Below are 24,068 nucleotides of genomic sequence, written 5' to 3' on the forward strand. Positions count from 1 at the left end.
TCCCGCCCTCGTGGAAAGGCGGGCGCGACGGCCCTCTAAATATATGAAGGTGTAGTAGCGATGAAGCGTGTAGGTCTGATCGGTTGGCGTGGCATGGTCGGTTCGGTGCTCATGCAGCGGATGCTGGAAGAGCGGGACTTCGACCTGATCGAGCCGGTGTTCTTCACCACCTCCAACGTGGGTGGCGAAGGTCCGTCCATTGGCAAGGACATTGCCCCCCTGAAGGACGCCTACAGCATCGAGGATCTGAAAACCCTCGACGTCATCCTGACCTGCCAGGGCGGCGACTACACCAACGAAGTCTTCCCCAAGCTGCGCGAAGCCGGCTGGCAGGGCTACTGGATCGACGCCGCCTCCAGCCTGCGCATGCAGGATGACGCGGTGATCGTCCTCGACCCGGTGAACCGCAAGGTCATCGACCAGTCGCTGGATGCCGGCAGCAAGAACTACATCGGCGGCAACTGCACCGTCAGCCTGATGCTGATGGCCCTGGGCGGCCTGTTCGAAGCCGGCCTGGTCGAGTGGATGAGCGCCATGACCTACCAGGCGGCCTCCGGTGCCGGCGCGCAGAACATGCGCGAGCTGATCAAGCAGATGGGCGCGATCAACGCCTCGGTGGCCGACGACCTGGCCAACCCGTCCAGCGCCATCCTCGACATCGACCGCAAGGTCGCCGAAGCTATCCGCAGCGACGCCATGCCGACCGAGCACTTCGGCGCGCCGCTGGCCGGCAGCCTGATCCCGTGGATCGACAAGGAACTGCCCAACGGCCAGAGCCGCGAGGAGTGGAAGGGCCAGGCGGAGACCAACAAGATCCTCGGGCGCTTCAAGAGCCCGATCCCGGTGGACGGCATCTGCGTGCGCATCGGCGCCATGCGCTGCCACAGCCAGGCGCTGACCATCAAGCTGAACAAGGATGTGCCGATGGCCGACATCGAAGGCCTGATCAGCCAGCACAATCCCTGGGTCAAGCTGGTTCCCAACCAGCGCGAGATCAGCATGCGCGAACTGACTCCGGCCGCCGTCACCGGCACCCTGAGCGTTCCGGTGGGCCGCCTGCGCAAGCTCAACATGGGCTCGCAGTTCCTCGGCGCCTTCACCGTCGGCGACCAGCTGCTGTGGGGCGCCGCCGAGCCGCTGCGGCGCATGCTGCGCATCCTGCTCGAGCGTTGATCCGCTCCCCGTGACACCCGCGACGCCGGCCCAGTGCCGGCGTCGTGCTTTCCGCGGCAAGTGATCTCCCGCACAAAAACGCGCGAAGTCTGGCGCTCCGGTGGAGTTCTCCGTCGATTTCGCGGTGTTCTGTGACGGACCCGGAAAAGCAGCACGGAACCACTCGCTATCCTCGCAGCCCAGGTTTTCGGCGCGCCCTTTCGTGCCGGCCAATCGGACACTTGCAGCGGGGGAGAGGATGTCTCGGTTTCACGGATTCTTGTTGGCGGCGGCCATCGCCTCGGCGTTCCTGCCAGGCGCCGCCGATGCGCTGGAGCTGGGTGAGATTTCGTCGCGCGCTGTCCTCGGGCAGACCCTGTCGGCGAACATCGATCTGCGCGGTGTGGGCGACCTGAACGCGGAGGAGGTGGTGGTCAGCCTCGCCTCCCAGCAGGATTTCGACCGCCTGGGCGTCGATCGCAACCAGGTGGCGACCGGCCTGCGCTTCCGTTCGGAGATCGGCAAGAACGGCGCTGGCGTCATCCGCGTCAGCTCGCAGCGCCCGATCCAGGAGCCCTACGTCAACTTCGTGGTGCAGGTGGTGTGGCCGCAGGGGCGCGTGGTGCGCGAGTTCACGCTGCTGCTCGACCCGCCGAGCTATGCCGCCTCGCCGGTGACCCCGCCGGCGGCCGTCGCGGTCCGTCCGCTCGCCGCGCCCACCCGCCAGGCTGCGCCGTCGCCGGCAGCCCCGGTTGCATCAGCGCCGACGGACAGCTATCGAATCCAGCGCAACGATGCCCTGTGGGACATCGCCTCGCGCAATCGCCCGTCCTCCGATGTGTCGGTGATGCAGACCATGGCGGCGATCCAGCAACTGAACCCGGATGCCTTCGTCGACGGCAACGCCAATCAAATGAAAGCCGGGCAGGTGCTGCGCCTGCCCGATGAGCAGCAGGCGCGGGCGCAGAGCCATGCGCAGGCCGTGGCGCGCATCGAGGCGCAGCACGGCGAGTGGCAGGCGCGCCGCCAGGCCGCGCTGCCGCAGGGCCGGCAGATCGATGCGACGAAGAAGACCGAGGCGGGGGCGGCGCCGGTCAGCGCCGAGGCGCGCGACAACCTGCGCCTGGTGTCGGGACGCGCCGCCAACCAGAAGGACAAGGCCGACGCCGAGCAACTGGCCGTGCTTCAGGAAGGGCTCGACAGCGCCCGCCGCGAAGGCGATGAAATGCGCAGCCGGATCTCCGACCTGCAGAGCCAGATGGAGAAGCTGAACAAGCTGCTCGAGCTGAAGGACGCGCAGATCGCCGGCCTGATCGCCCGTCTGGCGGAGCAGGACAAGGCCGGCAAGCCCGCCGGGGCTTCCGCGGGCGCGGCTCCGGTCCAGGGGCAAGCGGTGGTAGCGGCCCAGGCCACGGAAAGCGCCGCGCAGCCGTAAACCCATCGTGCGGCGATAGGCGGCGGGGCACTCGATTGCCTCGCCGTTGGGGGGCAAGTAAAGTGCTGCGCAGTTTCCCTCCCTGAATATCGCGAGACACTGGATGCCTGAAACCATCGACATCGCCGTAGTAGGCGCCACCGGACTTGTGGGCGAGGCACTGGTCGAGCTGCTGGAAGAGCGGGACTTTCCCGTAGGCACCCTGTATCTGCTGGCCACGGGCGAATCCGCCGGCAAGTCGGTGGCGTTCCGCGGGCGCAACCTGCGTGTCGGCAAATTGTCCGACTTCGACTTCGGCAAGGTTCGTCTGGCCTTTCTCTCCACCACCGCCGATGCCGCCCGGGAATGCTCCGATCAGGCGCTGGCGGCCGGTTGCAGCGTGATCGACCTGAGCGGTGCGGCGCTGGCCGGGCAGTCCCCGGTCGTGCTGCCGGCGGCCAACGGCGAGGCGCTGGCGTCGCTCGGCCTGCCGGCGCGGATCGCCGCGCCCTGTGCGCCGGCGGCGGAAGTGGCCGAAGTGCTCGCCGCGCTGCGCAAGGTGCTGGATATTCGCCAACTGAGCGTCAGCGCCTGCCTCTCCGCCTCGGTGCTGGGGCGCGAGGGGGTTCAGGAGCTGGCGCGGCAGACCGCCGAGTTGCTCAATGCCCGTCCGCTGGAGCCGAAGCTGCTCGACCGGCAGTACGCCTTCAACATGCTGGCTCAGGTCGGCGCCGTGGATGAGCAGGGGCATTCCGCCCTGGAGCGGCGCCTGGCCGCGGAACTGTCCGCGCTGTTTCCCGAGCTGGATGGCGCGCTGGACGTGACCTGCGTCATGGCGCCGGTGTTCTTCGGCGACGCGCTGATGCTGTCGATCACCACCGCCGCCCCGGTTTCGCTGGAGGCGGTACAGGCCGCCCTGGATGCCGCGCCCGGCATCGAGCGGGTCGAAGACGATTACCCGACTGTCATCGGCGATGCACAGGGGCAGGATAGTGTCTACGTCGGCCGCCTGCGTTCGGGCCTGGCAAATCCATGCAAACTGAATTTGTGGATTGCGTCAGATAATGTGAGAAAAGGCGCAGCGCTAAATGCTGTGAACTTGGGCGAGTTGTTGATAAAACACTATCTGTAAAAGATACTTACCGAATATTTGAAGAAGTATTCTAGCTTGGAAACACTGGCTGGATTGTCGTTGACAGGGGGACGCCTGAGCGTGGAAACGCTGGGCATCGTGGGCGACGACAACCCGATAGATATCGTTCTAGTCCAGAAAAAAGCTATTAAAACAAGGGATTAAATTATGATCCGGCTTCGTAAACTGGTGCAGGCAATCGCGGCTGCTTCGGCATTGACCACGGGCATGGCGCATGCACTGGGCTTGGGAGACATCCACCTGCGTTCGGCGCTGAACCAGCCGCTGGATGCCGAGATCGACCTGGTCGAAGTCCGTGATCTTTCCTCGGGCGAGCTGATCCCCAAGCTGGCTTCTCCGGAAGACTTCAACAAGGCGGGCGTCGACCGCCAGTACTTCCTCACCGGCCTCAAGTTCACCCCGGTCATCAAGCCCAACGGCAAGAGCGTCATTCGCGTGACCTCGGATCGCCCGGTGCAGGAGCCCTACCTGAACTTCCTGGTCGAGGTGCTTTGGCCCAATGGCCGGTTGCTGCGCGAGTACACCGTGCTGCTCGACCCGCCGATGTATTCCCCGCAGACCGCCGCGGCCGCCGCGCCCCGTGCGCCCATGGCCGCGCCGGCTCCGAGCGTCCGCCAGCCGGCGCCGGTCGCGCCGCGTCCGGCCGCTGCGCCGGCCCCGCGCCCCGCTGCGGCTGAGGCGCCGGCTCCGCGCCACCTGGACGGCAAGGAATACCGCACCGGCCGCAACGATACCCTGTGGGAGATCGCGGCGCGTGCGCGTCCGAACGGCAGCGTTTCGGTCCAGCAGACCATGCTGGCGATCCAGGACCTCAATCCCGACGCTTTCCTCGGCGGCAACATCAACCGCCTGAAGAGCGGCCAGGTGCTGCGTCTGCCGGATGCGGAGCAGATCACGTCCCGCACCCAGCCCGATGCCGCCACCGAGGTCAACCAGCAATTCACCACCTGGCGCGAGGGCCGCAGCCTGCCGACCGAAGGCGCCCGTCAACTGGATGCCACTCCGCGCGCCAACGCCGGTGCGGCTCCGTCGCAGGCCGAGAGCAAAGACAGCCTGCGCCTGGTCTCCGGCGAGAAGGGCAAGGCCAAGGGTGGCGACAAGGGCAGCGAGGGCGGCAATGGTATCGCCGAGACGCTGGCGGTCACCAAGGAAAGCCTGGATAGCACCCGCCGCGAGAACGAAGAACTGCAAGGCCGCATGACCGATCTGCAGAGCCAGATGGACAAGCTGCAGAAGCTCATCGCGCTGAAGGATGCCCAGCTGGCGAAGCTGCAGAATGAGCTTGGCAATGCCCCGCAAGGCACGGCCCAGGCTCCGGTGGCGGCCTCGCCCGCTGCACCTCAGCCCGCAACCCCCGCTCCTCAGTCCGCCGCTCCGACCCAACCGGCAGCGCCTGCTCAAGCCGCTGCGCCCGTGCAGCCGGCAGCACCTGCTGCGCCGGCCGCTCAGCCTGCGCCGCCGGCGCCCAAGCCGGCACCCAAACCGGTGGTCGCGAAGAAGGCCCCGGCCCCGGTCGAACAGCCCGCGCCGAGCTTCATCGATGAGCTCCTGGCCAACCCGGTCTGGCTGGGCGCTATCGCCGGCAGCGCGCTGCTGGCGCTGCTGGTCGTGCTGATGGTGATTTCCCGTCGCAAGGCCGCCAGGGAACGCGAGGAGCTGGAAGCCGAAGCCGCGCTGGACGAGCAGGGCCTGGGCGGCAATTTCGATCTCGCCGACTCCGATCCGGACTCCCTCGACGCTCCGCAGGCCGCCGAAGCGGCCGCTCCGGCGCAGGCGGCTCCCGAGCGCGTCGCGGCACAGACCAGCGATGCCCTGGGCGAGGCGGATATCTACATCGCCTACGGCCGCTTCAATCAGGCTGCCGAGCTCCTGCAGGGCGCCATCTACGATGAGCCGCAGCGCGCCGACCTGCGCCTCAAGCTGATGGAGGTGTATGCCGAGATCGGTGATCGCGAAGGCTTTGCCCGCCAGGAAAGGGAATTGCGCGAGATGGGTGGTGCCGATGCCCAGGTCGAGCAACTGAAGGCCCGTTATCCGGGGATGGTCGCGCTGGCCGCCGTGGGTGCTGCGGGTGCCGCGGCCGCTGTTGCAGCGGCCGACGATCTCGACGGCTTCAGCCTCGACGACCTGACCCTGGATTCGCCGGCCCGCCCGGAGCCCGCCGCCGAGCCGGCGCCCCTGGTTGGCGACCTCGACGACGCCTTCGACCTGGCCCTGGACGACCTCGAGCTGGAGACCGACAAGCCCACCGCGGCACCGGTCGTGAGCAAGGATGACGACCTGTCGCTGAGCGATTTCGATCTGGACGACGATCTGGCATTCGAAGCGCCCGCCGTCGAGCCGGCCAAGGCGGACGACGACTTCGCCTTCGACCTCGACCTGGGCGAGGATTCGGCCGCCAAGCCGGCGGACGTATCGCTGTCCGACGACCTGGCCGACTTTGCCCTGGACCTGGAAAAGGATGCTCCTGCGTCTGCCGAGGAAAACTTCCTGCTCGGCCTGGAGGATGACCCGGCGTCGCTGTCCAGCGTCAGCGCGGAAGAGTTCTCCTTCGACAAGGACAATGGCGTGACGCAGTCGCTGGCCGACCTGCCGGATGACTTCGATCTTTCCCTGCCGGACGATGAGCCCGAGCCGGCCAAGGCCGACGACAGCTTCGCCAGCCAGCTCGACGAAGTGAGCGCCGAACTGGATCGCCTGGCGAGCGATGTCGAGGAGCCCGCGGCGCCGTCGCCGGAGCCGGAAGTGGCTGCCGCGAGCGATGATCTGGAGATTCCCGGCGCGAGCGCGGACGAGGACGACGAGTTCGACTTCCTCTCCGGCGCCGATGAGGCGGCCACCAAGCTGGACCTGGCGCGTGCCTACATCGACATGGGCGACAGCGAAGGCGCCCGCGACATCCTCGACGAAGTGCTCGCCGAGGGTAACGACAACCAGCAGCAGGAAGCGCGTGAACTGCTCGGGCGTATCGCCTGAGCCGGAAGGCTCCAGATAGATGAGTGAAGCAATACCCCAAGCGGCAGCCGAAGTGGCTGCCGTTTGTGTTTCGGCGAGGCGGTGATTACGCCACTTTCAGGCGAGCAATTTCCGCAACTCTCTTGGCCATTTCCGCAACCCCGTGGCTATTTCACGGGGTTCACCACCTTGCCGACGCGCCGGTAAACGCGCTTCGTCATGTCCTGGGTGGTGTGGCCAAGTAAGTCGGATGCATCCTCCAAGCTGACGATTTCCGAGGCCGCTTTCGGGCGGATGTCGCGGAACTGGAACTGCATGATGGCGGCGGCCAGGTCGGGGTCACCGTTCTCTGTGGCTTTCCCTGCCGCCCGCTTGCGTGCTGGCTCGAAGCGCTGGCGCAGCATGGACTCGGTGAGCTGCTTGCCCTCGGCGGTGGTGATCAGGTGGGGGCGCGACTTGTCCAGCTGATCGAGCAGCCGGCCCAGGCCGGTGCGTAGCCCGTCGATGTGCAGGCGAATCCGCAGCTTCATGGAGGTCTTGCCCTGGCCGACCAGGAGGAAGTCTTCCGTCACCTCCGACCAACGCATCTTGCGCACGTCCGCCGGCCGCTGCCCGGTCAGGTAGGCAATGTCCATTGCAACCTGCAGCTCGCGCGGAGCCTCGCTATACACCGCCTGCCATACCTCGTCGGTGACGTACACGTCACGCGGCGCCTCCTTGTTCCGCCTGACGCCACGCGCCGGGTTCTCCTTCGAATAAATCCCCCATTCCCTGGCCATGTTAAATGCATGGGAGAGCAGGGCAATCTCCCGGTTTGCGCGTACGGGAGCGGTCCTGCCGTCCCGATACTGCGCGATGACAGCCGGCGTGATCGCTTCCATCGGCGCGTCATCGAAGGCTCGGAAAAGGTGCACCAAGCACTTCCGGTTGTCCTTCTGGGTCTTGACGCCCTTGCCTGGGATCACGTCGCGGTCGTAGCGCCGCAGCAGGTCACCTACCGTCTTGGCGGTGGCCGGCACCTTGGTTCGCTCCAACTGCGCCCACTTCACGCGCGCCTCGTCTGGATCGGTGCCCAGCGGGATTTCCTTGCGCTTACCTTTCTCGTCACGCCCTGCGTAGTAGTAGCCGACCCACTCCTGGCCCGATTTCAGCGTGCGGACCCGGCGGATCATCCTTGGCGGCAAGTCACGGTTGGCTGGTTTCTTCGGGCGCATCTCTTACCCCACGCGAGAAAGGTCCAACGTCCACGGCTCAGCCACGGCATTGGAGGAGGAGGGCTTTACGCCGGCCAGCTTGAGTCGGGCGTACACGCGGCCCACCACGGGCCGGCGCGCTCCATTCAGAGCATGCTGCCAGCCATTCCTGCGGAGCCATTCGATCTGTTTTGACGGTATCCGGTACCCGGTGATGGCGGCAATCTCGTCTTCGTTGAGGGTTTCGGCTTGGGTTTCCATTGGCAATACCTCATCGCGCCGGCGCTGGCCGGCGGGGGATTGGGTGTGCGGTTAAGGGGAAGGGTTAGGGGTGTAGGAGGGTGTCGAACTTCGCGAACAGTTCGGGCTCGCCGTGCTTCTTGGACAGGTACTCGCCCTTGTGGGCTGCTCCGTCCTTAGCTGCCTCAAGCAGTTCCTCCAGAAGCTCCCTAGGCACCAACACCTGATCGGCGGGGATGGCCGTCAGAGCGCGCACTTCATAGCCGGGCCATTCGTTAGGATGGGCCTTTACCATGTCGTGGTGCTCCTTCGAGCACGGCTGCCAGTTCTCTGGTTGGCTGGTGAAGAACGAACAGTAACGTGTTGGCTCACTCATGCTCCTTCCCCTCGCCGAGCAGGGCTCTCAGCTCTGCCATCGCGTGATCATGTGCGTACTGCCAATTGAACATCTCGCCAATGTCCTGAACGGCAGGCTGCTCCTCAACTATCCGCCGCAACAGCCCCTCGCTCACCGCCTTGCCGTTGAGGCGAGCCAGTTCGTCGAGGCAGGCGTTGAAGCCGCGCGCGTGGGAACCAAGTCCGCCGCGTGGATCGTGCTTACGCTCCGGTACAACCATCACCCTTGCGCGCAGCTCTTCCAGCTCCCGCCGCATCGCCACGTTCTCGTCATCCTTCCGGCAGTAGAGTTCGAACCACTTGGCCTTGTCATCATCGCTGAGATTCAGCCAGTTCCTGATGCTGCCGCAGTTGGCGAGAGCGTTGATGCGGGCGAGTTCTTCGCGGATGCCATTGGCTTCGGCTTCCAGCGCATCGTATTTCCCGAGCAGAATGCTGCTGATCTCGCGCTCTTCCTGGAGATCACCCTTGAGCGCCTTGTTCTCGGATTCGAGCGCACGTCGCGTCCCTTCCGCCGCCTCCATGTAGTCGTTCTTGTGCTGGCGAAGGGCTGCGATCTGCTGTTCGAGGACTTGATACGGAGTTGGCCGGCCTTCGACCCGCGCCGCGATCATCGCCCAGACCGTTTCGTACTCAGGCCAATCGGATTCGACAACCACGCACTCGGTAGTAGGAACCAGGTGCCGATCTAGCCAGACGCGCAACTCTTGCTCAAGCGAGTTATGGGTCCTGCTTTCCGCAGATAGGTGTTTGCGCTTGATGACAATGAATCGCTCTTCGCGTTTGAACTCACTCATGGCCTTTCTCCTTCTCTGGCCAGCAGACTGGTAATCCGTCATCTCGCGCCAGGTGGTTCGGTATTTCATCCTTCATGCACATGGGCTGCGAACTGACGTGGCCGCAGGTTGGGCAGCCTGGATTGCCGCCCCAGCACACGGCGTGGATTCGCGGGAATCCGCTTTTGCAGCGATTGGTCTCGGAGTCGTACTGGCTGCATTGCGTACCCATCACTCACCTCCCTGCGCCGGCGCGGCGTCTAGCACCGCATTCACCGCATTCGCTGGGTTCAACAGAGTCCCGCGATTTGTCACGGTCAGGTTGTTTATCAGCGCTTCGACCATTGCCGGTGTGGCGTTCACGGGAACGAGCTTCCAGCCCTCCGGCACCTGCCCAGCCTGGGCGACCGGTTCCCGATCCGCGACATATATGGTGTTCCCGACGTTCATAAATCCAGGCACGCCGCCGGCGACGTAGAATGTGACTTCACCCATGCCAGGCCGGAAGCTGGTTACCCGCGCAGATCGGAACGCCGCCGGCTCCCGCTTCTCCAGCTTTAATAGCTTCGCTTCGTGCTTGCAGTAGGTGTGTCCGTAGTCATCTCCGACAATGCACGGGCCGCTGGTAGCTGCCAGGGCGGTGTTTTCAGCTTCCAGCTCCGCCACCCTGGTTTGGGCGGTTTCGTACAACCCGGCCAACTTTGCGTGTGCCTCGTTCATGCCGGTGATGGTGCGTCTGCTGCGCTCAACATCAGCCAGCAGCGCCTCGACGATGCGCTCGTGCTGGGCGACGGTCATCAGCGACATGTAGACGCCATCGCCTTTGCTTGCCAGTTCAGCCTGAAGGCGCTCGACAACCGTCATGTCGAGTTCGATGTCGTTGTCTTCCAGCTCGTCCTGGTCTGCCCATCCGCCCAAGTGCAGGTTGCCAACCACATCCGGTCGCTCGGCCTTAGCTTCATGATCATCACATCCGCGCATGAAGGCGGCGCCCATGCCGCCCAGCGATAAAACCCTTTCAGCGCGCTCGCATGCATTCATCAGAGCTTCGTCAGGCCCTGCCGTTCCGCCAGTGGTGCGGGCCTGGAAGGTCAGGCGCTTAAGTGCATCAGCCATGTCGTTGAGAATCGCCTTCACACCGTCCAATTCCTGAGCTGCGCTCATGTCTTCAGCCGGGGAGGGTTGCGCCAGGGCGGCGCGCGCCGTCATCAGTTTGGGATAGAGATGACGCCATGCCTGGAAGGCGAACGTCCGTTCGTAGTCGCCGCCGCCAGCGCGGCAGTATTGGCCTTCGTCTTCCCACCAAGTCATGAACTCGGCCTCGAAGACATCGTCAGGGACATGCTCGCCCTCTGCCTGCTCCCCCTGCTGCGAGGCGAGGATCTGTTGCGCCATCCAGATTTCGTTCCCTGTGATGTAGACCTGGGTGAAGTCCCCCTTGATGGCCTTTCCGCTGTAGAGGCCGGCAATGTGGCGGATCAGGTCCATTGTCATGCTCATGCCGGTACTCCTTTGCTGTGCTTGGCCACGAACTCAGTCGCTTCGACACAAAGCTCATGGGCTATCGGGGAGGCGCTGCGGTCGGCATAGACCTTCAGGCGCCGGATCAGGGTCAGGGCGTCCATGTGGAACTGCGCTTGCTCGGCCTGAGCCATGTAATGGGCGTGCGGATCTACAACCAGCGCTTCGGTTGAGCGCTGGAAGGCTGATTTGTCGAGCATGGGGAATCCTTGCGCCTGCTGGCGCTGAACTTGTTGAGGGTGTGGGGTCTACTGAGGCGGCTTGCCCGTCTCGCCGGCATCGGGCGATGCTTCATCGGCGGGGCGGGCAAGCCTCTGGGGAGGTTCAGGCCGTCGACTCGAGATAGGCCGCTATGAACTGCGCCGCCGCTTCAACATTGATGGCGTTTCCGTAGGCGCGCAGGCGTCCCACTCGGGCGGGAGCCCCATGAGCCAGCGGGAATGTGCCGGGTTCAACTGCCCGCCAGCGCCCATCCCGGCAATAGATCCAGTCAGCATCTGCCCAGAGGCCGTTAACCGGGCCGGGCCGCTCCAGTCTTCCGGAAGGCTCAGCCCGTGGCCTGCGATATCCCGGCCACACATCGCTTCCGTCTTCCGCGTGAAGTCTGAGTTGCCAGCCATGTTGTTGCCGTTCTGCGCTGGCGTCCCCGCCATCGGTGTTGGCCATCCCGCCAAAGTAAATGCCTGCTCGCTGAGTGGCTTCCCCCTTGTCTGCTCCAGCCTCTCGGCCAGAAACTCTTCCGAGGCTGATGCGCTCACCCAATCCCTGGCTGCCGGCGTCGCCCAGCCCGCCAGGGCTGCGATCTGGTTCAAAGGGCGCCCCGTGTCCCACGGCCTTGCGTCCTTGGCGCCGCGGTTTGCATCCATCGCAGTAGGTGTTGGCCACCCAGTAGGTTAGGTCTCGGATGTGCGGCGCACCGATGCCCGCAGACGGGAACGCAACAGCCCCGAAGGCATACTCCATTCCTTCCAGGTCAGCTTGTACAAGGTCGAGCCAAGGTTCTGCGTCCTTGCTTGCAACCTGTTCACCAAGGATTTCTCCAGGGCGATGCTGGCGGATGAGCCAGGCAAAATGTGGCCAGAGGTGGCGGGGGTCATCAAACCCAGTTCCTTTGCCTGCCGAGGAGTAAGGTTGGCAAGGACAGGAACCGGTCCAAACAGGTCGATCATCTGGCCAGCCGGCGCGGCGAAGGGCGAGAGACCACGCGCCGCTGCCGGCGAAGAAGTGGCACTGCGTGTAAGGGCGGAGGTCATCGGGGTGCACGTCCTCTATGGATCGTTCGTCGACGTCGCCTGGCGCAATGTGGCCGGCGGCGATCAGGTTGCGGAGCCACTGGGCGGCGTAGGGGTCGATCTCGTTGTAGTAGGCCGCCACAGGCATGGCTTACTCCTTGTCGTCTTCAGTGACGGAGGCGCAGCCGCTATCTAGGTTGCGCAGGTCCTGAATGGAGATAGTGTTGGTGCCGTCCGTGACGGACCAGCTTGGGAGCTCCAGGTGTCGGAAGGTCCCGCAGAAGTGGCGATATGCACCCAGCGCGGCACGGCGGAATGACTTGGCTGCCACCTTGCCTACCGGAAGGTCCTTACCCCCCCCTACAAGGCGAAGATCGAAGACAGCAAGGTCAGCGATGCGCTTGGCGGCCGCGCGGATGGTGCTCGGCGCGCAGCAGAACTCCTCTGCGACTTCGCTGACAGGCTTGCTGATCAGGGCATTGAAGATCAGCTGGTCACGGCCTGGATTGCGCAGGCCTGCGTAGATGACTGCTTGCATTGGGTTTCTCCAGGTAGAGCGCCGCCGCGCCGCAGGTGCAGCGGATGGCGTGGTTAGGGGTTATGCGTGACTACGAGTCGTGACAGTCACGCGAGCAGGTCACGAAAGCTCGGTCATCTTTTCGAGACCGGCGTCCGTCAGCTTGTCGGCGTTGTGAATCAGCCGAGTGATGAGATCTTGCGGCTCTTCGATACCCGCTCGGGCCATGCAGCGGATCAACGCCATGTCGGTAGCCTTGAATAGGTCCAGGCTGATGCGGCGGGAGAGGAGGCGCGCCAAGCGTTCATCCTCCTTCAATTTGTCTCTTTCTCTTTGGTCGCGTTTTCTTTCTGCTGGTGTCTTTGACAATCTCCTTCTCCAATCAAGTGGTCGAAAACTTCAGGATTTCTGCCTTCCGTGGTTAGCGTGAAAGCCGTGTGCTTTTTCAGCAGCCTTGCGAGCCGAGACTGCATCTTCGAATTTGGCAAAGTAGCCTAGATGGAGCTTCTTGCCGTTAATCGCTATCTGGGCGCGCCATTTCCTATCGCGCCTATCCCAGCTAACCCCCAGAACCCCGCTGGTGTTCGTCGTAGGCAATGGTTGATTTGCCATATTTTCGCGATGGGTAACGGCACGCAGATTCTCCAGCCTGTTGTCATCCTTCTTGCCGTTTATGTGGTCGATGTCGGCTTCTGGCCAGCTTCCTGTCGCGATCAGCCAAGCGATACGATGGGCTTGATAGGACTTGCCGCGCAGCTTGACAGTCAGATAGCCGCGTAAGTTTTGAGAGCCGGCGCGGTTCCCAGGCAGACCTCTTGGCCCTGACCTTATCTTCCAGACAAGAACGCCTGTTTGTGGGTCATAGTCCAGGAGCGTCATTGCTTCTTCTGCAGTGATTGCTTCAAGCTGCCGCTTCGGAAAATGTCGCTCTGTTTTGCGTTCAGCGGCGGTCTTAGCTGGCATTGGGCAGGCCTCCGATGATTCCCTTCTCCTCAAGGATGCGGGTTACCACCTTGCGGTCTGCGCCGATGCGACGGCCGATCTCCGTCAGGCTGACGCCTGCTTTGTGAAGCGCGATCACACGCTCAGCGTGGAACTCGCGCTTCTCTGCTGCCTTCTGCGAGATGGATGCGTTCCATTCGCGAGTGCGCTTCCTGGCATCTCCAAACACGATTCCATACATGGTGCAGAGCTTGGTCAGCAGCTCGAAGCTGATGTGCAGCGTGCGCTGGGTGACGGTCTTGCTGTCGCCAGCTGACACGTGCTTGCGGATCGCCTCAACTAGTTCCGCCTCGCGCTCTGGCTTGAGGCGCTTCGGGCTGATTCGCGGCTTTTTCTCCGGCTTAGGCGTTGCCACTTTCTTCGGAGGGAGAGGCTTGTACTCGAAGCCGGCTACAACGTCGATTTTCCCGCCAGCCGCCAGGAACTCAGCAACACAGCCCGCGATTCGCTCACGGGCCAGGTCAACTGGAGGAGTGGAGCGGTAGTCGATTGGAGTCATGCTGCTTTCTCCCGGAGCTTGGCTTCGTACTGGTCGACCAGCAGCTTGAACTGCCACAGATCTTCCTCCAGGGCCTCAATGAAGTCGTCGTCGCGCTTGAATTCCTGCCACCACAGTTGACGACCTACTGACTCAAGGGCGGGGCAGTACATGCCGACGTGCCAGAACTTACGGCCGGTGATCCACATGCAACCCTGCACCTGGTCCATGATCCCGCTGGCGTCGTTATCGATGTGGAAGGCGCGGAGCTTGTCGGGGGCGAGGAAGCACTTGTACTCGCTGCCACCTTCTTCGCCGATCAGGCCGTCTGCACTGGCACCGAAGCAGCCGTCGTCGGTGGTGACGAAGCCGGCGCGCTGAACCATCAGGCCGGTCTGTATTTCGTGTTCCATCCTGGCCATCGGCTCCAGTTCGTGGCCGCGCTTCATCTGCCACGTCTCGAAGCCGCCATCCAGCGGTTCGCCGGCGATGCGCTCGATTGCTACCCGAAAGGCGTAGTCCAGTGCTGCTGATGTGGGCTGCCCTTTGTTTGGACCGGACTTCAGCTTTGCCCGAGCATCGCTGAACATGCTGGCGGTGATTACGCCTGCTCTGGCGCGGTGCCATGCCTCTCCGCCCTGGTCGCACGGGATAAGGATCATTTCTTTCCCTCCAACTGAGCCTTGCGTGCAGTTACCGCGGCGCGCAGTTCATCGGCGCCGGCTATGTCCTTCGCCGCTTGCAGGGTCTTCAGACCGGATTGCCATACGGCCTGCAGGTCTGTGCTGGTCTGCGCGCCCTTGGCCTTGGCCACCAGGTCGTCCAGCACAGCATTGCGGAAGGCGTCGTCGCCGGCGGCATTACCGTCGTCGTCTTCCTCGCCGATGGCCACGTTGAAGATCATCTTTAGCAGGTAGCGCATTCCGTAGGAGGTTCCGGAGCCGAAGGCGTGGGTCTTGGTCATCACGTCGCCACCCTTGGCGCCCTTGCCATCCGAGGGGACGTGCGCACGGTACTGACGGGTGTGGCCGGAACGATGGCTGACGAAGCAGACCATCCCGACCATTCCTTCGGGCGCCTCTTCGGTGCCGAACGACAGCGAGAAGCCCTCGGACGTGTAGATTGGGCGCAGAGCCTTATCCAGCTTCCCGTAGGTGGCGTACTTGCTGCGGGTCTGGTTGTTGGTGGCATCGGCTTCGATGCGTCCCATGCGAGCCTGTACGCGCGACAGGGAGTCGTTGAACTCGACCTCGGCGGCCTTGGCGTCCATCCGCTCCTTCATGGCCAGCAGGCGTTCCATCTTCTCGATGTCGCATTGCGGGTCGGCGGCGGCGCGCTGGATGACCTGGAGGATGGTGGCCGACTCGGCTTGTACTACAACGGCAGACTCCTGCCGTTCTGCGATTGCAGTGGACATGACTGATACCTCGCCGCGCATCGCGCAGCCAGTTGAGGGAGGGGTTAATCCAGGCGTATGGTCGAGTTCTTGAAGAACATTCCGGAGCAGACTGATCCGGTTACCGACTGACCAGTGGGGCCCTTGGCGACGAACCCAGTGGAATAGGTGTCGTCCTTGCTGCACGAGAAGAAGCTGTAACCAGTCATGCGGATTTCGGTGTATCCGGCGCCTTGCAGCACTCGGCGCGCTCCAGACTCATCAATGCAGCCGGCTAGCACGAGCAGGCCGGCAATCAGGAAGATCGCTTTCATAGTGTTCTCCAGGTGGAAGAGAAGGCGCGTAACGTGCGCCAGACGGCCAACTCGCTCAGGCGGGGTATGCACTCTGAGATTGGCTGCCGGGGTTAACTCCAGGCCACGAACCGGCTAATACCTCCGACAGATATCCGCTCAGCGGCCCGCTGCGGTCGGGTATGTGATTGGCTGTTCTGCTGTGTGATGGCCTGTGATGGAGTCGGCCAGCTCAATGAGCTTGAAGAAGGCGAGCATGACGAGAAGAGCAACGATCAGGCCGTTTCGGAGGGCGCGGCGGATCATGGCTGCACCTCGCAAACCCAGCGGCCGTTGCACTTGAACGGCGAGCGCCGGAATATGGGCAAAGAAAAGCCCTTGCTAGGCAGGGCTTTCATCAGTTCCTCGAAGGAGGGCGCGATGATCGTCATACGTCGCTCCATTGCTGATCGGTCAGCTCGTCGCGCGGATCGGTGTACTTGTGGATTTTGCAGCGCTGCCCGGGCAGCAGGATCGTCGGATTGGCGCGCGGCAGGAGGCGAACACACTCAGGGCAGTTGACGCCGTACTTCGCGCGTAGCCGCTTCTTGTGGTCCTTCATACCCTGGTACATCTCAGCTACTTCACTCATGCAACACTCCCAAGCACCTTGTCCCAGTGCTTCTTCTCGATGTCGTGGACGTCGGCCCGGAACTTGATACCGTCGCCGTAGGTGATGACCTGGCAGACCTCGGCCATTTCGATCATCCCCATGACTTCGCTGGCCGATAGCGGGGTGTTCTCGCCGGCAGAGCGGAGCAGTTCGATCTGTCGATCTATTACCTGCCAGGGCTTCATGCTGCGCTCTCCTGGATGCACTGTTCGGCGAACTCGTTGATGCCGGAGCGGAGGTGGTTTTCGTAGATGGCTGCGGCCAGTTCGTGATCGCCGCGACCCACTGCAAGCAGGCATTGGACGACGAAACACTCGCGGCCAGGGTCGATGTCGCCAAGCTCTTCCATCAGGCGATCAGCGAAGCCGGGCACATGCTTGATCGTTCCGCTGATTCGGAATCCGAAGAAGTTCATGCCCTCGGCGTCGTTACCCTTGAGGAGCTGGTCGACCTGGGTGGTGAGCCATTCGCTCGACGCGAGCTGGTGCTCCTCGATCCTGTGGTTCTGGATTGCGTTCATGACTTCCTCCTGGGAGGGAATGTCTTGGTCAGCGCGAAATCCACCGAGAAGCCCTTACGAAGCAGGGCGTTGGAGATTGATGCGCGGTCTGTGTGAGAGTGGCTTGCCTGCCGAAACAGGCCGAGATAGCTGTTGGCTAGGGCGCGAAGCTCATCATCTGGCGCCGCGGAGATTCGCCGATGCGCTTCCGCAACGGTTCGTTTGCGAGTGGTGCGACGCCAGGGCTTGATCACATGCCCGACGAAGTCCACGCCGCGCTCCACAGGCTGGAGAATCGTCTTCTTCGGGTTGAGCCTGGCACCCAGTCTGGGTAGGAAGGACTCGATGGCGGCACGCCACTCATTCAACTGCTGCGGAGATTCGTGCAGCAGGAGGAAGTCGTCGACGTAACGGATATAGTGCTTTGCCCGCAGCCGGTGCTTCACGAACTGATCCAGGTCGTTCAGGTAGATGTTCGCGAAGAACTGGCTACTGAGATTCCCAATCGGCAGTCCAAGGTGTTCGGCCTGTGCCGTCAGTCTCTTGTGCTGCGGCACTCTGTTGAACAGGTGGCGCGGGCTGCGCACCTCGTAGTCGCTGCGCGGGTCGTGCCAGAGGATCTGCAGCGCCAGACGGCGCCACCAGGATTCATCGATCAGGCGTACCAGCTGGTTGGCAAGCACGCGCTTGTCGATGGCGACGAAGAAGTTCGCGAGGTCGCACTTCAGGTAATGCGCCGGGCGACTCCAATTCTGCGTCACGCTCCGCACCTTGGCCTCCAGGCGCTCGGCGGCGTACAGCGTGCCGCGCCCTGGGATGCAGGCGCAGCTGTCGATGATGAAGGTGGCCTCGATGCTGGCGCCGACGCGGTTGTACAGCAGGTGGTGCACGATGCGGTCGCGGAAGTCCGCCGCCCACACCTCGCGCGCCTTCGGCCGAGTGACCACGAAGCAGATGCTCCGGCCCGGCTTGTAGGTGCCGGCCTGCAGTTCGTCGTACAGGTACAGCAGATTCTCTTCCAGGTTCAGCTCGAAGCGTCGAGCACTGTTGGTGTTGCGCTTGTGGCGCCGACAGTCGAAGTAGGCTTGTGCTAGCTCCTCGAAGGTAAAGGGTGCAACTGTCGAATCTGCGGACGGGGCGCGCGAGGCGCTCGTTGTTCTTGTCGTTGTTGTTCTGCCAGCCATTCTCGAAGTCCATGATGAAGGCGTTGTTGGCGGAGTACTGCGACCTATCGTGCTATCCACGTCGCCCTGTCGATTGCTCAGCAGAGAAACTGCGCCAGGCCTCGCCGGTGTCCGGTGGTCCCTGTGGGTGCGCATGGCGGTGCCCGTTCGGGCAGCGGCACGACCAGATTCAGCGCGCAGACGAGAGAGCCATGACCCTCAGGTAACGGGCGCAGTTGCGGATTTCCTCCATGCGTTAGCCTGACGACCTATGGAGGCGGTGATCTTCGCGGCCCTCGCGTGTTGCGGGACGCTGATGAAGCGCTCGTTCACCATCGCGCGGAGCAGGTGGTTGATCATCCATATGCTTTCGAGGATCTCGTCCAGGTGCTGGCGCTTGTTCCGAGTCATGTTCGCCCGACCGATCAACACCATCACCTGAAGGCTCTCGTCGCGGAGCTTGCCGCCGATGAGCTGCTTCATGTCGCGCGGGATGTGCCTGACCAGCTTGAACACAACGCCGAGCAGTTCCTCGGCACTACGATGGATTTCCAGATCGGTATGCAGCGCCACCCTGGCTACCTCGAAAAGCGAGGGCGCTGACGCGCCCATGAATGAAGGATTGAAGGACTAGATGAATTTCCTGCGGACGGGGCGCGCGAGGCGCTCGAGGCCCTTGTCGAGGCTGCCCTGCCAGCCACCCTCGAAGGCCATGACGAAGGCGCCGTTGGCGGAGGACTGCGTGCTCGACCAGTGATAACCCTTGCTGAACAGCTCCGGCACGTTCGCTTCGGCCACTTGCAGCTCGCGGCGCGCGGCCAGGTAGAAGTCCGTGTGGCCGTCGGCGGAGAACTCCGAGGCCAGCTTGGCCGCCGGGTGCTCCACGCTGTCGGCCAGCAGGGATAGGGTGTTTGTCAGCCCATCGCTGGCGCTGTCGGCACCCTCGGTCTCGTGCTCGTAGCCGCCCCACTCTGCGCGGAACTCGGCGGCAGGGCCGGCAGCTACGATCAGGTAGTAATCCGGCTGGCCGTTCTCGCCGCGAATCATGCCGCCATTGTGGCCGCCTTCGCCGGGCCAGTAGGCGCCGAGCGGGGGAGCGCTGCTGCTCACCTCGAAGGCGCGATGCTCGACACCTTCGATGGGCTGTCCCCGGTCCGGCGCGAAGAAGTTGATGGTCAGGTTGTCCAAGCGCCCGATCTTCAGCGCGGACAGTTGCGGCGCATTCATCTGTTGTCCTCGGAATTGGGGTGCAGGCGGCCGGCGCTTACCCAGCATGCTTCAGGTCTGGCCGCGGTGGGCGTGGCCCCGCGAATCGCCTGCAGGTGGAAGGAATGAAGGAGTGAATTACTGAAGGATGAGAATCTTGCGGACGGGGCGCGCGAGGCGCTCGCCGGCCTTGTCGGTGAAGCTCTGCCAGCCAAGCTCGAAGCCCATGAAGAAGGCGAGGTAGGCGGAGGACTGCGTGCTCGACCAATAGAAGCGATCCTCGCGCAGGTCGGTCAGGTAGCCGAGCTGCTTGGCGAACATCATCTGGTGCGATTCGAGCGCGGAGGGGATGAAGGCATCCAGGCCCAGCACCTTAGCGGCCAGCTCGCTACCGGCTTCGGCCATCGCGCGGGTGTTGGCTTCGCCGTCGCCGTGGTTGGTCGTCACTTCCTGGTCGTACTGACCCCAGGCGCCGGAGATCTCGGCGTCGGCGCCGAGCGCCACCAGGGCGTACTCCTTGTCGCCGTACCACTGACGGGCAAAGAGGGTGCCGCCGGCGAACTGCTGGCCGAGGGCGGGGAGTTCAGATGCTTTGATGGATGCTGGAATGCTCATGGTCTGTCCTTGTGCTCGACTGGGAGGGAAAAAGAACCCGGCCGGAGCCGGGCGAAGGATGGGGGTCTGATGCTTACGCATCCCGCTTCCGCCTCGGTGAAGCGGCAGAAGTGATGGCTTTTCAGAATCGCTTTTTGGCGCTCTCATTCACTTCGCGCCGCCGGCGGTTCAGTTCAACGATCCTGGCTGTTTCCGCTTCATCCTCGATTGAGTCGAAGGCTGCGAGTACCAAGCGCGAGTAGTCGCGCTTGTCACCCTTCAGGCTTGCCTGTCCGCGCTTTTGCTTAGCTTTCATGCGGCCACCTCGAAGATGGTGCTCGATGCCGAAACCCCGAAGCGCGCCCAGTTCTGCGGCGAGTAAAACTGCACCACCTTCGCGACCCGGACGATGAACTCGGCACCGAAGCGGAAGGACTTGCCTTGGTAGGTACGCGGCATAGTCAGCTTCTTGTCAAAGCAGGTTGCTCCAACTAGACGCCCATCGCTCAGACGGATGCCGTGTTTCAGGGCGCGACCGCAGTGCTCGCAGTTGCATTCGCTTTCGTAACCAACGATCGAGATCTGGCTCATCGTGCTGGTCTCCAGGGTTGCTGTTCGGTTGTCATCCCGCAGCCAGCTCAATCGAACTGGCTGAAGTGATGCTTCCCGCCGCGCTCAGCAATCTGGCGTCTCGCGCGGCGTGTCTCGTCTGTTCCTCCAGCCACGGTCTCTGCCTGCTGGAAAACTCGTCTTGGCGCTTTACGCTGCACGCCCGGGAGAGTTGCTATCCCTCTGGACTGTTGAGGCCTGTCCATCGCTGCCTTGGGTAGAGCTAAAGAGCTTCCGGCTTCGCCGAGGCATCTCTGCCTTTCCAGCGCGGTGGATTGCGTTGGTGTGAGACAAATATCAACCAGTGGTTGTTTTATGTCAACAACCAGAAGTTGATATTTCGTGTTTCAGTTGATATCCGGTTGATTTTCTAAGGGAAAAATTTTCTATGCGGCCAGCTTGCAAAGAGCCTGAGGGAGGAAATACTGTATATACATACAGCAACAGGAGGTTGATATGGCAAAGCAAGCGAAGAGGCAGGAACCGCGCGAACCGAGCAGTTACGAGGTACTAGGGAGAAGGATTCAGCGACTGATGGGTATGCCGGCCGCGCAGCTGGCGCGGTCGCTGACCATCAGTAGGGAGGAGGGCGAAAGCCACGCTGACTGGGACCGGCTACTGGACGAGATGAGCCTGGCTGACGGGGTGGATATCGAGGAGGGGGAGGAGGGCGCTGTCACCATCCGGTGGCAGGTGGACGAGAGTGCCTGGTAGGGGAGGCCGGAAATGGAAAGCCCCGCCGAAGCGGGCTATTGATGCGATCACCAACCTGGTCCAATTCGATCCAGCATCAGCCAGATGACGGAGGCAATCGCTGCCGAGGCGACAGCCCAGGCGAAAAGAAGAACCCAGAAGGTCGGTCGATGTGGCTGCCCCATGGCGTCCTCCTGTGCAGATGCCAGAAAAAGAAAGGCCGCCTCGATCGGGGACGGGCGGCCGGAAAGGTCTCAGCATGGAAACTTCAGCGTAGCAGGCGATGCCGTCATTGCCAGAAACGAAAAAGGCCGCACTCGATGGCGCGGCCTTGTCCTGGCAGCTGCTGTCTTCCCAGCTCCAGGGCAGTGGAAATTTACCAAAACGGATAGGGCGGTCAATGGTCAGAAACGAAAAGCCCCGCGGGTGCGGGGATTTGATTAGGAGGGAAGTTTGCCTATTGCTGCAAGGATTGGCGCCAGGTATTGCTGGACGATCCACCACCCTCCACCGCCAACGGCAATCAGTCCCAGCAACGCATAAACTGCGAGCTGACCCTTGGTAACCATGGTGGACTGAATGGTTTCCAGGCGAGTCTCAACCTTGCCGATCGCCACCTTAACGTCGGTCATATCTCGTTCCAGGTTGATGATCCGAGTATCCATGCCGCCCCCTCCGGTGCCATTGCCGCCTTTGCCGTCTCTTCGGAAGGATACTACGTTCTCGCCATTGCCATGAGGATTGAAGTCAGCCTTACCGGTCATCTGCATCGCTTCCATGGGTAGATGACTCGATAGGGTTCTCATTGAGCCAATGCTGCACCTTGCGGTAAGCATGGTGCCTGATTAGTCCGCAGTTCTCACACATGATAGCCAGCGTAGAAATAAAACCAATGCGCTCTTCGGTGTGCATGCCGACGGGGGACTGGAAAATCGCCGCATTGGTCTCATCCGCCAGGTCATTAATGGTTCTGAATGAGGACGAACCGCATGACTCACATTTTGTGTCGGATGCTTTGAAACTCAGGAACCTTACGAACTCATCCGCAGTAATCGTGGTGATTGGATTCCTATTACGAAGAGCGTCCAATCTATCTTCCTTTTCCATGCCCTCTTCCCCTATGGATTCCGCTATAGATCCCCGCCACGCCACACGATCTGCCCCATCAGCGCCATAGGCTCGTCATCCTCGTCCAACCACTGGTCCGGGAATTCGCGCTTGTCGAGGTTGTCGCTGATCAGCCCCCACTGGTTCACGGCGCTCGCATGCGAAAGGCGCTTGATGATCACGCCGTCGGCGCCATTGAGGGCGAAGATTGTGTTGTGGATCGGCTCTTTCTGGGCCTTGTTCAACAGCACCACGTCGCCATCGTTGATGGTGGGATGCATGCTCCACCCGTCGGCATAGAAGGCTTCCAGATATTTCACATTCAAGCCCCTGGCCATGATCCAGGATCGCTTGAACGCCAGATGCCCCTTCACTTCGACGTAGGGGTTCTCGTAGCCGCGGCCCATTGCGCCCCTGGCGCTCTTCAGCGGGACGTGGACGTATTCGTCATCGGACGAGTCCGCCGAAGGTTCGGGCTCGGGCTTAGCCTGGTCCGATTCGCGCATTTCGCCCAGGCCGTATTCCAGCCATTCGACGCGAACACCCAGCCAGCGCGCTAGCAGTTCCATGTTGTCGCGTTCAGGGATCGAGGAGCCGGTAAGCCATTTGTGAGTAGCCTGCTTCTTCGCTCTAGCCCCTAGCTTCTCCAGTGCGCCATGCAAATCGACATTGCGGCCGCGCTCCTGCCTGATCTCAGGCATTTCGTCCAGCGCTCTGTTCAGGCGCGCCGCAAAGGCGTCCCGTATCTCTTGAGTCTCAACCATTGGTTGATCCTTGCACAGAACTTGCGCAACAGTCAGTTGATCATTAATATCAACCGTAAGTTGATGAGCGAGGCTCAATATGGATACTCCATTCACCTGCCGAGAAGGCTCTGTTGCTGAGGCTGTAGACCTCGCCGGGGGCGCCATTGCCGTTGCCAAAGCGTGCGGCAAGAGCCGCCAGGCGGTGGACAAATGGATCCGCAGCGACCAGCTCCCCCGCACCGAATACACCGGCGAAACGCGCTACGCCGAGGTGATTTCCGAACTGGCCGAGGCCCGTGGAAAGCACCTCGATCCGGCCGCGCTTCGCACCAATGCATCCCCAAAAAAATCAGCCGCATAGGAGCACTGTGCATGTACGACCGTCCCGAGCAGCGCAAAACCCAGCGCCCGAAGCTCAGCTTGACACCTCAATTCGACCGGATGCTGCGCAAGGCGGCCAGCAGGGCTGACATCGAGTACGCCGCTTTCCTTCGTGAACTCATCGAGTGGTCCGTCGTGAACGGCGCCATCGAGTCGATCCAGGAAGAACAAGCCATCAAGTTCGATTCTACGGCGGCTTAAGGCCCCTCTGGAGGGGCTATGAGCGCACTCGAATTCGATGACCTGCCTGAGTGGGTGAAAGAGAGCATCGATGCCCTGGCCAAGCAGCATGGCTGGAGCATTGAACGCTGCATGGAAGAGATCGTGATCGAAGGGATTGCGATGGGCGGACTGACATCCGCAGGGCGACCTAAAGCGAAGGTCGTCCAGCTGAGGCCTGAAGAGGGGCTCAAGGGTGACTAACCGCACTGTCGGCCAGTGACAGCTAAGGCGCCTTCTCCGAGCAGGCGCAGCGGTGAAAGTGAAGTACAGAGCACGGGGCGAAAACACCAGCCCCCGAGCGTCCGGCAAGTGGAGGGAGTAACGCCCCAAGAGCTGAGTCGGACCAACCGCTAGGACGCGGGGAAGCTGCAAGCAGGTGACGGCGAGAAGAGCCGGTGACTGTGGAGGCGCGAGGGGATTCTGGAAGGAGGGCGGCCCTGCATCCGGGCAAGCGGTCACTGTTCGGATGCCAACCCTG

General features: G+C 62.5%; 36 protein-coding genes. 8 read left to right on the forward strand and 28 right to left on the reverse strand.

What is annotated here, in order from left to right:
- Window positions 1-60 precede the first annotated feature (60 nt).
- From asd to AC3B6A_RS08395, 4 genes are all read left to right on the forward strand, one after another.
- Window positions 61-1,173 (forward strand): aspartate-semialdehyde dehydrogenase, encoded by a 1,113-nt coding sequence (gene asd, locus AC3B6A_RS08380; protein WP_488401947.1) that lies wholly within the window; start codon window positions 61-63, stop codon window positions 1,171-1,173.
- 238 nt (window positions 1,174-1,411) lie between these two features.
- The gene (locus AC3B6A_RS08385; protein ID WP_488401949.1) at window positions 1,412-2,587 is read left to right on the forward strand and encodes a type IV pilus assembly protein FimV; all 1,176 of its coding nucleotides are present in this window, start codon (window positions 1,412-1,414) and stop codon (window positions 2,585-2,587) included.
- 103 nt (window positions 2,588-2,690) lie between these two features.
- Complete coding sequence (locus AC3B6A_RS08390; protein ID WP_488401951.1) at window positions 2,691-3,698, forward strand: aspartate-semialdehyde dehydrogenase; 1,008 nt, start codon at window positions 2,691-2,693, stop codon at window positions 3,696-3,698.
- 168 nt (window positions 3,699-3,866) lie between these two features.
- Complete coding sequence (locus AC3B6A_RS08395) at window positions 3,867-6,695, forward strand: motility hub landmark protein FimV (RefSeq protein ID WP_488401952.1); 2,829 nt, start codon at window positions 3,867-3,869, stop codon at window positions 6,693-6,695.
- Between the two features lie 146 nt (window positions 6,696-6,841).
- On the opposite strand, the gene AC3B6A_RS08400 is transcribed toward AC3B6A_RS08395, so the two are convergent.
- The 25 genes from AC3B6A_RS08400 to AC3B6A_RS08520 form a co-directional block, all read right to left on the reverse strand.
- Window positions 6,842-7,888 (reverse strand): phage integrase, encoded by a 1,047-nt coding sequence (locus AC3B6A_RS08400; protein WP_488401954.1) that lies wholly within the window; start codon window positions 7,886-7,888, stop codon window positions 6,842-6,844.
- 3 nt (window positions 7,889-7,891) lie between these two features.
- A complete protein-coding gene (locus AC3B6A_RS08405) occupies window positions 7,892-8,128 on the reverse strand; it encodes a DUF4224 domain-containing protein (RefSeq protein WP_488401955.1) in 237 nt (78 codons plus the stop codon).
- A 64-nt stretch (window positions 8,129-8,192) separates the two neighbouring features.
- Window positions 8,193-8,483 carry a hypothetical protein gene (locus AC3B6A_RS08410; RefSeq protein ID WP_488401956.1) on the reverse strand — a complete coding sequence of 97 codons (291 nt, stop codon included), beginning with the start codon at window positions 8,481-8,483 and terminating at the stop codon, window positions 8,193-8,195.
- The gene (locus AC3B6A_RS08415) at window positions 8,476-9,300 is read right to left on the reverse strand and encodes a hypothetical protein (RefSeq protein ID WP_488401958.1); all 825 of its coding nucleotides are present in this window, start codon (window positions 9,298-9,300) and stop codon (window positions 8,476-8,478) included. The genes AC3B6A_RS08410 and AC3B6A_RS08415 overlap by 8 nt, the downstream gene beginning before the upstream one ends.
- Before the next feature lie 210 nt (window positions 9,301-9,510).
- Window positions 9,511-10,779 (reverse strand): hypothetical protein, encoded by a 1,269-nt coding sequence (locus AC3B6A_RS08420; RefSeq protein WP_488401960.1) that lies wholly within the window; start codon window positions 10,777-10,779, stop codon window positions 9,511-9,513.
- A complete protein-coding gene (locus AC3B6A_RS08425; protein WP_488401962.1) occupies window positions 10,776-11,000 on the reverse strand; it encodes a hypothetical protein in 225 nt (74 codons plus the stop codon). Before AC3B6A_RS08425 ends, AC3B6A_RS08420 begins: the two co-directional genes overlap by 4 nt.
- 124 nt (window positions 11,001-11,124) lie before the next feature.
- Entirely contained in the window at window positions 11,125-12,174 is a 1,050-nt protein-coding gene (locus AC3B6A_RS08430; protein ID WP_488403548.1) for a DNA cytosine methyltransferase, read from the reverse strand.
- Window positions 12,175-12,183: 9 nt separating this feature from the next.
- Window positions 12,184-12,570 (reverse strand): hypothetical protein, encoded by a 387-nt coding sequence (locus tag AC3B6A_RS08435; protein WP_488401964.1) that lies wholly within the window; start codon window positions 12,568-12,570, stop codon window positions 12,184-12,186.
- 99 nt (window positions 12,571-12,669) lie between these two features.
- A complete protein-coding gene (locus AC3B6A_RS08440; RefSeq protein WP_488401966.1) occupies window positions 12,670-12,918 on the reverse strand; it encodes a hypothetical protein in 249 nt (82 codons plus the stop codon).
- Window positions 12,919-12,948: 30 nt separating this feature from the next.
- Window positions 12,949-13,512 (reverse strand): HNH endonuclease, encoded by a 564-nt coding sequence (locus AC3B6A_RS08445; protein ID WP_488401967.1) that lies wholly within the window; start codon window positions 13,510-13,512, stop codon window positions 12,949-12,951.
- Window positions 13,502-14,050, reverse strand: coding sequence for a hypothetical protein (locus AC3B6A_RS08450; protein WP_488401968.1), 549 nt, complete (start codon window positions 14,048-14,050; stop codon window positions 13,502-13,504). Before AC3B6A_RS08450 ends, AC3B6A_RS08445 begins: the two co-directional genes overlap by 11 nt.
- On the reverse strand, window positions 14,047-14,691 hold the full coding sequence (locus AC3B6A_RS08455; RefSeq protein WP_488401969.1) for a lambda exonuclease family protein: 645 nt from the start codon (window positions 14,689-14,691) through the stop codon (window positions 14,047-14,049). The genes AC3B6A_RS08450 and AC3B6A_RS08455 overlap by 4 nt, the downstream gene beginning before the upstream one ends.
- Complete coding sequence (locus AC3B6A_RS08460; protein ID WP_488401971.1) at window positions 14,688-15,446, reverse strand: ERF family protein; 759 nt, start codon at window positions 15,444-15,446, stop codon at window positions 14,688-14,690. The genes AC3B6A_RS08455 and AC3B6A_RS08460 overlap by 4 nt, the downstream gene beginning before the upstream one ends.
- Before the next feature lie 44 nt (window positions 15,447-15,490).
- Window positions 15,491-15,739: a hypothetical protein gene (locus AC3B6A_RS08465; RefSeq protein WP_488401973.1), complete on the reverse strand. Its 249-nt coding sequence runs from the start codon at window positions 15,737-15,739 to the stop codon at window positions 15,491-15,493.
- 138 nt (window positions 15,740-15,877) lie between these two features.
- On the reverse strand, window positions 15,878-16,024 hold the full coding sequence (locus AC3B6A_RS08470) for a hypothetical protein (RefSeq protein ID WP_488401975.1): 147 nt from the start codon (window positions 16,022-16,024) through the stop codon (window positions 15,878-15,880).
- Window positions 16,021-16,149, reverse strand: a complete 129-nt coding sequence (locus AC3B6A_RS08475) for a hypothetical protein (RefSeq protein WP_488401977.1) — start codon at window positions 16,147-16,149, stop codon at window positions 16,021-16,023. The genes AC3B6A_RS08470 and AC3B6A_RS08475 overlap by 4 nt, the downstream gene beginning before the upstream one ends.
- Window positions 16,146-16,349, reverse strand: a complete 204-nt coding sequence (locus AC3B6A_RS08480; protein ID WP_488401979.1) for a hypothetical protein — start codon at window positions 16,347-16,349, stop codon at window positions 16,146-16,148. The genes AC3B6A_RS08475 and AC3B6A_RS08480 overlap by 4 nt, the downstream gene beginning before the upstream one ends.
- Window positions 16,346-16,555, reverse strand: a complete 210-nt coding sequence (locus AC3B6A_RS08485; protein WP_488401980.1) for a hypothetical protein — start codon at window positions 16,553-16,555, stop codon at window positions 16,346-16,348. The genes AC3B6A_RS08480 and AC3B6A_RS08485 overlap by 4 nt, the downstream gene beginning before the upstream one ends.
- Window positions 16,552-16,890, reverse strand: coding sequence for a hypothetical protein (locus tag AC3B6A_RS08490; RefSeq protein WP_488401982.1), 339 nt, complete (start codon window positions 16,888-16,890; stop codon window positions 16,552-16,554). The genes AC3B6A_RS08485 and AC3B6A_RS08490 overlap by 4 nt, the downstream gene beginning before the upstream one ends.
- On the reverse strand, window positions 16,887-18,053 hold the full coding sequence (locus tag AC3B6A_RS08495) for an RNA-directed DNA polymerase (protein ID WP_488401983.1): 1,167 nt from the start codon (window positions 18,051-18,053) through the stop codon (window positions 16,887-16,889). The genes AC3B6A_RS08490 and AC3B6A_RS08495 overlap by 4 nt, the downstream gene beginning before the upstream one ends.
- A 198-nt stretch (window positions 18,054-18,251) precedes the next feature.
- Window positions 18,252-18,605, reverse strand: coding sequence for a four helix bundle protein (locus tag AC3B6A_RS08500; protein WP_488401984.1), 354 nt, complete (start codon window positions 18,603-18,605; stop codon window positions 18,252-18,254).
- A 57-nt stretch (window positions 18,606-18,662) separates the two neighbouring features.
- Window positions 18,663-19,259 carry a DUF1566 domain-containing protein gene (locus tag AC3B6A_RS08505; protein ID WP_488401986.1) on the reverse strand — a complete coding sequence of 199 codons (597 nt, stop codon included), beginning with the start codon at window positions 19,257-19,259 and terminating at the stop codon, window positions 18,663-18,665.
- Window positions 19,260-19,376: 117 nt separating this feature from the next.
- Window positions 19,377-19,853 carry a hypothetical protein gene (locus AC3B6A_RS08510; protein WP_488401987.1) on the reverse strand — a complete coding sequence of 159 codons (477 nt, stop codon included), beginning with the start codon at window positions 19,851-19,853 and terminating at the stop codon, window positions 19,377-19,379.
- Between the two features lie 121 nt (window positions 19,854-19,974).
- Window positions 19,975-20,148: a hypothetical protein gene (locus AC3B6A_RS08515; RefSeq protein WP_488401989.1), complete on the reverse strand. Its 174-nt coding sequence runs from the start codon at window positions 20,146-20,148 to the stop codon at window positions 19,975-19,977.
- Complete coding sequence (locus tag AC3B6A_RS08520) at window positions 20,145-20,423, reverse strand: hypothetical protein (RefSeq protein WP_488401990.1); 279 nt, start codon at window positions 20,421-20,423, stop codon at window positions 20,145-20,147. Before AC3B6A_RS08520 ends, AC3B6A_RS08515 begins: the two co-directional genes overlap by 4 nt.
- Window positions 20,424-20,897: 474 nt before the next feature.
- On the opposite strand from AC3B6A_RS08520, the gene AC3B6A_RS08525 reads away from it, so the two are divergent.
- On the forward strand, window positions 20,898-21,155 hold the full coding sequence (locus tag AC3B6A_RS08525) for a DUF1654 domain-containing protein (RefSeq protein WP_488401992.1): 258 nt from the start codon (window positions 20,898-20,900) through the stop codon (window positions 21,153-21,155).
- Between the two features lie 419 nt (window positions 21,156-21,574).
- On the opposite strand, the gene AC3B6A_RS08530 is transcribed toward AC3B6A_RS08525, so the two are convergent.
- From AC3B6A_RS08530 to AC3B6A_RS08540, 3 genes are read right to left on the reverse strand one after another with little or no spacing between them, the layout of a single operon-like run.
- Entirely contained in the window at window positions 21,575-21,913 is a 339-nt protein-coding gene (locus tag AC3B6A_RS08530; protein ID WP_488401994.1) for a hypothetical protein, read from the reverse strand.
- Window positions 21,888-22,241, reverse strand: coding sequence for an SGNH/GDSL hydrolase family protein (locus tag AC3B6A_RS08535; protein WP_488401996.1), 354 nt, complete (start codon window positions 22,239-22,241; stop codon window positions 21,888-21,890). Before AC3B6A_RS08535 ends, AC3B6A_RS08530 begins: the two co-directional genes overlap by 26 nt.
- 23 nt (window positions 22,242-22,264) lie before the next feature.
- Window positions 22,265-23,083 (reverse strand): S24 family peptidase, encoded by an 819-nt coding sequence (locus AC3B6A_RS08540; protein ID WP_488401997.1) that lies wholly within the window; start codon window positions 23,081-23,083, stop codon window positions 22,265-22,267.
- A 1-nt stretch (window position 23,084) separates the two neighbouring features.
- Between AC3B6A_RS08540 and AC3B6A_RS08545 the strand changes: the two genes are divergently transcribed.
- Genes AC3B6A_RS08545 through AC3B6A_RS08555 form a run of 3 tightly spaced genes read left to right on the forward strand, consistent with a single transcriptional unit; the run spans window position 23,085 to window position 23,791 of the window.
- Window positions 23,085-23,348, forward strand: coding sequence for a helix-turn-helix domain-containing protein (locus AC3B6A_RS08545; protein WP_488401998.1), 264 nt, complete (start codon window positions 23,085-23,087; stop codon window positions 23,346-23,348).
- 11 nt (window positions 23,349-23,359) lie between these two features.
- Entirely contained in the window at window positions 23,360-23,569 is a 210-nt protein-coding gene (locus tag AC3B6A_RS08550) for a hypothetical protein (RefSeq protein WP_217970117.1), read from the forward strand.
- 18 nt (window positions 23,570-23,587) lie between these two features.
- Window positions 23,588-23,791 (forward strand): hypothetical protein, encoded by a 204-nt coding sequence (locus AC3B6A_RS08555; protein ID WP_488402000.1) that lies wholly within the window; start codon window positions 23,588-23,590, stop codon window positions 23,789-23,791.
- Window positions 23,792-24,068 lie beyond the last annotated feature (277 nt).

The organism is Pseudomonas sp. B12(2026) (assembly GCF_057767015.1).

Coding starts and splice junctions, on each gene's coding strand:
- AC3B6A_RS08410 (WP_488401956.1), bottom strand. CDS start 8,483: ATGAGTGAGCCAACACGTTACTGTTCGTTCTTCACCAGCCAACCAGAG.
- AC3B6A_RS08465 (WP_488401973.1), bottom strand. CDS start 15,739: ATGAAAGCGATCTTCCTGATTGCCGGCCTGCTCGTGCTAGCCGGCTGC.
- AC3B6A_RS08435 (WP_488401964.1), bottom strand. CDS start 12,570: ATGCAAGCAGTCATCTACGCAGGCCTGCGCAATCCAGGCCGTGACCAG.
- AC3B6A_RS08385 (WP_488401949.1), top strand. CDS start 1,412: ATGTCTCGGTTTCACGGATTCTTGTTGGCGGCGGCCATCGCCTCGGCG.
- AC3B6A_RS08455 (WP_488401969.1), bottom strand. CDS start 14,691: ATGATCCTTATCCCGTGCGACCAGGGCGGAGAGGCATGGCACCGCGCC.
- AC3B6A_RS08520 (WP_488401990.1), bottom strand. CDS start 20,423: ATGAGCCAGATCTCGATCGTTGGTTACGAAAGCGAATGCAACTGCGAG.
- AC3B6A_RS08535 (WP_488401996.1), bottom strand. CDS start 22,241: ATGGAAAAGGAAGATAGATTGGACGCTCTTCGTAATAGGAATCCAATC.
- AC3B6A_RS08545 (WP_488401998.1), top strand. CDS start 23,085: ATGGATACTCCATTCACCTGCCGAGAAGGCTCTGTTGCTGAGGCTGTA.
- AC3B6A_RS08530 (WP_488401994.1), bottom strand. CDS start 21,913: ATGGAAGCGATGCAGATGACCGGTAAGGCTGACTTCAATCCTCATGGC.
- AC3B6A_RS08505 (WP_488401986.1), bottom strand. CDS start 19,259: ATGAATGCGCCGCAACTGTCCGCGCTGAAGATCGGGCGCTTGGACAAC.
- AC3B6A_RS08495 (WP_488401983.1), bottom strand. CDS start 18,053: ATGGCTGGCAGAACAACAACGACAAGAACAACGAGCGCCTCGCGCGCC.
- AC3B6A_RS08390 (WP_488401951.1), top strand. CDS start 2,691: ATGCCTGAAACCATCGACATCGCCGTAGTAGGCGCCACCGGACTTGTG.
- AC3B6A_RS08510 (WP_488401987.1), bottom strand. CDS start 19,853: ATGAGCATTCCAGCATCCATCAAAGCATCTGAACTCCCCGCCCTCGGC.
- asd (WP_488401947.1), top strand. CDS start 61: ATGAAGCGTGTAGGTCTGATCGGTTGGCGTGGCATGGTCGGTTCGGTG.
- AC3B6A_RS08420 (WP_488401960.1), bottom strand. CDS start 10,779: ATGAGCATGACAATGGACCTGATCCGCCACATTGCCGGCCTCTACAGC.
- AC3B6A_RS08415 (WP_488401958.1), bottom strand. CDS start 9,300: ATGAGTGAGTTCAAACGCGAAGAGCGATTCATTGTCATCAAGCGCAAA.
- AC3B6A_RS08425 (WP_488401962.1), bottom strand. CDS start 11,000: ATGCTCGACAAATCAGCCTTCCAGCGCTCAACCGAAGCGCTGGTTGTA.
- AC3B6A_RS08395 (WP_488401952.1), top strand. CDS start 3,867: ATGATCCGGCTTCGTAAACTGGTGCAGGCAATCGCGGCTGCTTCGGCA.
- AC3B6A_RS08485 (WP_488401980.1), bottom strand. CDS start 16,555: ATGAAGCCCTGGCAGGTAATAGATCGACAGATCGAACTGCTCCGCTCT.
- AC3B6A_RS08460 (WP_488401971.1), bottom strand. CDS start 15,446: ATGTCCACTGCAATCGCAGAACGGCAGGAGTCTGCCGTTGTAGTACAA.
- AC3B6A_RS08445 (WP_488401967.1), bottom strand. CDS start 13,512: ATGCCAGCTAAGACCGCCGCTGAACGCAAAACAGAGCGACATTTTCCG.
- AC3B6A_RS08475 (WP_488401977.1), bottom strand. CDS start 16,149: ATGACGATCATCGCGCCCTCCTTCGAGGAACTGATGAAAGCCCTGCCT.
- AC3B6A_RS08450 (WP_488401968.1), bottom strand. CDS start 14,050: ATGACTCCAATCGACTACCGCTCCACTCCTCCAGTTGACCTGGCCCGT.
- AC3B6A_RS08555 (WP_488402000.1), top strand. CDS start 23,588: ATGAGCGCACTCGAATTCGATGACCTGCCTGAGTGGGTGAAAGAGAGC.
- AC3B6A_RS08550 (WP_217970117.1), top strand. CDS start 23,360: ATGTACGACCGTCCCGAGCAGCGCAAAACCCAGCGCCCGAAGCTCAGC.
- AC3B6A_RS08525 (WP_488401992.1), top strand. CDS start 20,898: ATGGCAAAGCAAGCGAAGAGGCAGGAACCGCGCGAACCGAGCAGTTAC.
- AC3B6A_RS08515 (WP_488401989.1), bottom strand. CDS start 20,148: ATGAAAGCTAAGCAAAAGCGCGGACAGGCAAGCCTGAAGGGTGACAAG.
- AC3B6A_RS08490 (WP_488401982.1), bottom strand. CDS start 16,890: ATGAACGCAATCCAGAACCACAGGATCGAGGAGCACCAGCTCGCGTCG.
- AC3B6A_RS08470 (WP_488401975.1), bottom strand. CDS start 16,024: ATGATCCGCCGCGCCCTCCGAAACGGCCTGATCGTTGCTCTTCTCGTC.
- AC3B6A_RS08480 (WP_488401979.1), bottom strand. CDS start 16,349: ATGAGTGAAGTAGCTGAGATGTACCAGGGTATGAAGGACCACAAGAAG.
- AC3B6A_RS08405 (WP_488401955.1), bottom strand. CDS start 8,128: ATGGAAACCCAAGCCGAAACCCTCAACGAAGACGAGATTGCCGCCATC.
- AC3B6A_RS08400 (WP_488401954.1), bottom strand. CDS start 7,888: ATGCGCCCGAAGAAACCAGCCAACCGTGACTTGCCGCCAAGGATGATC.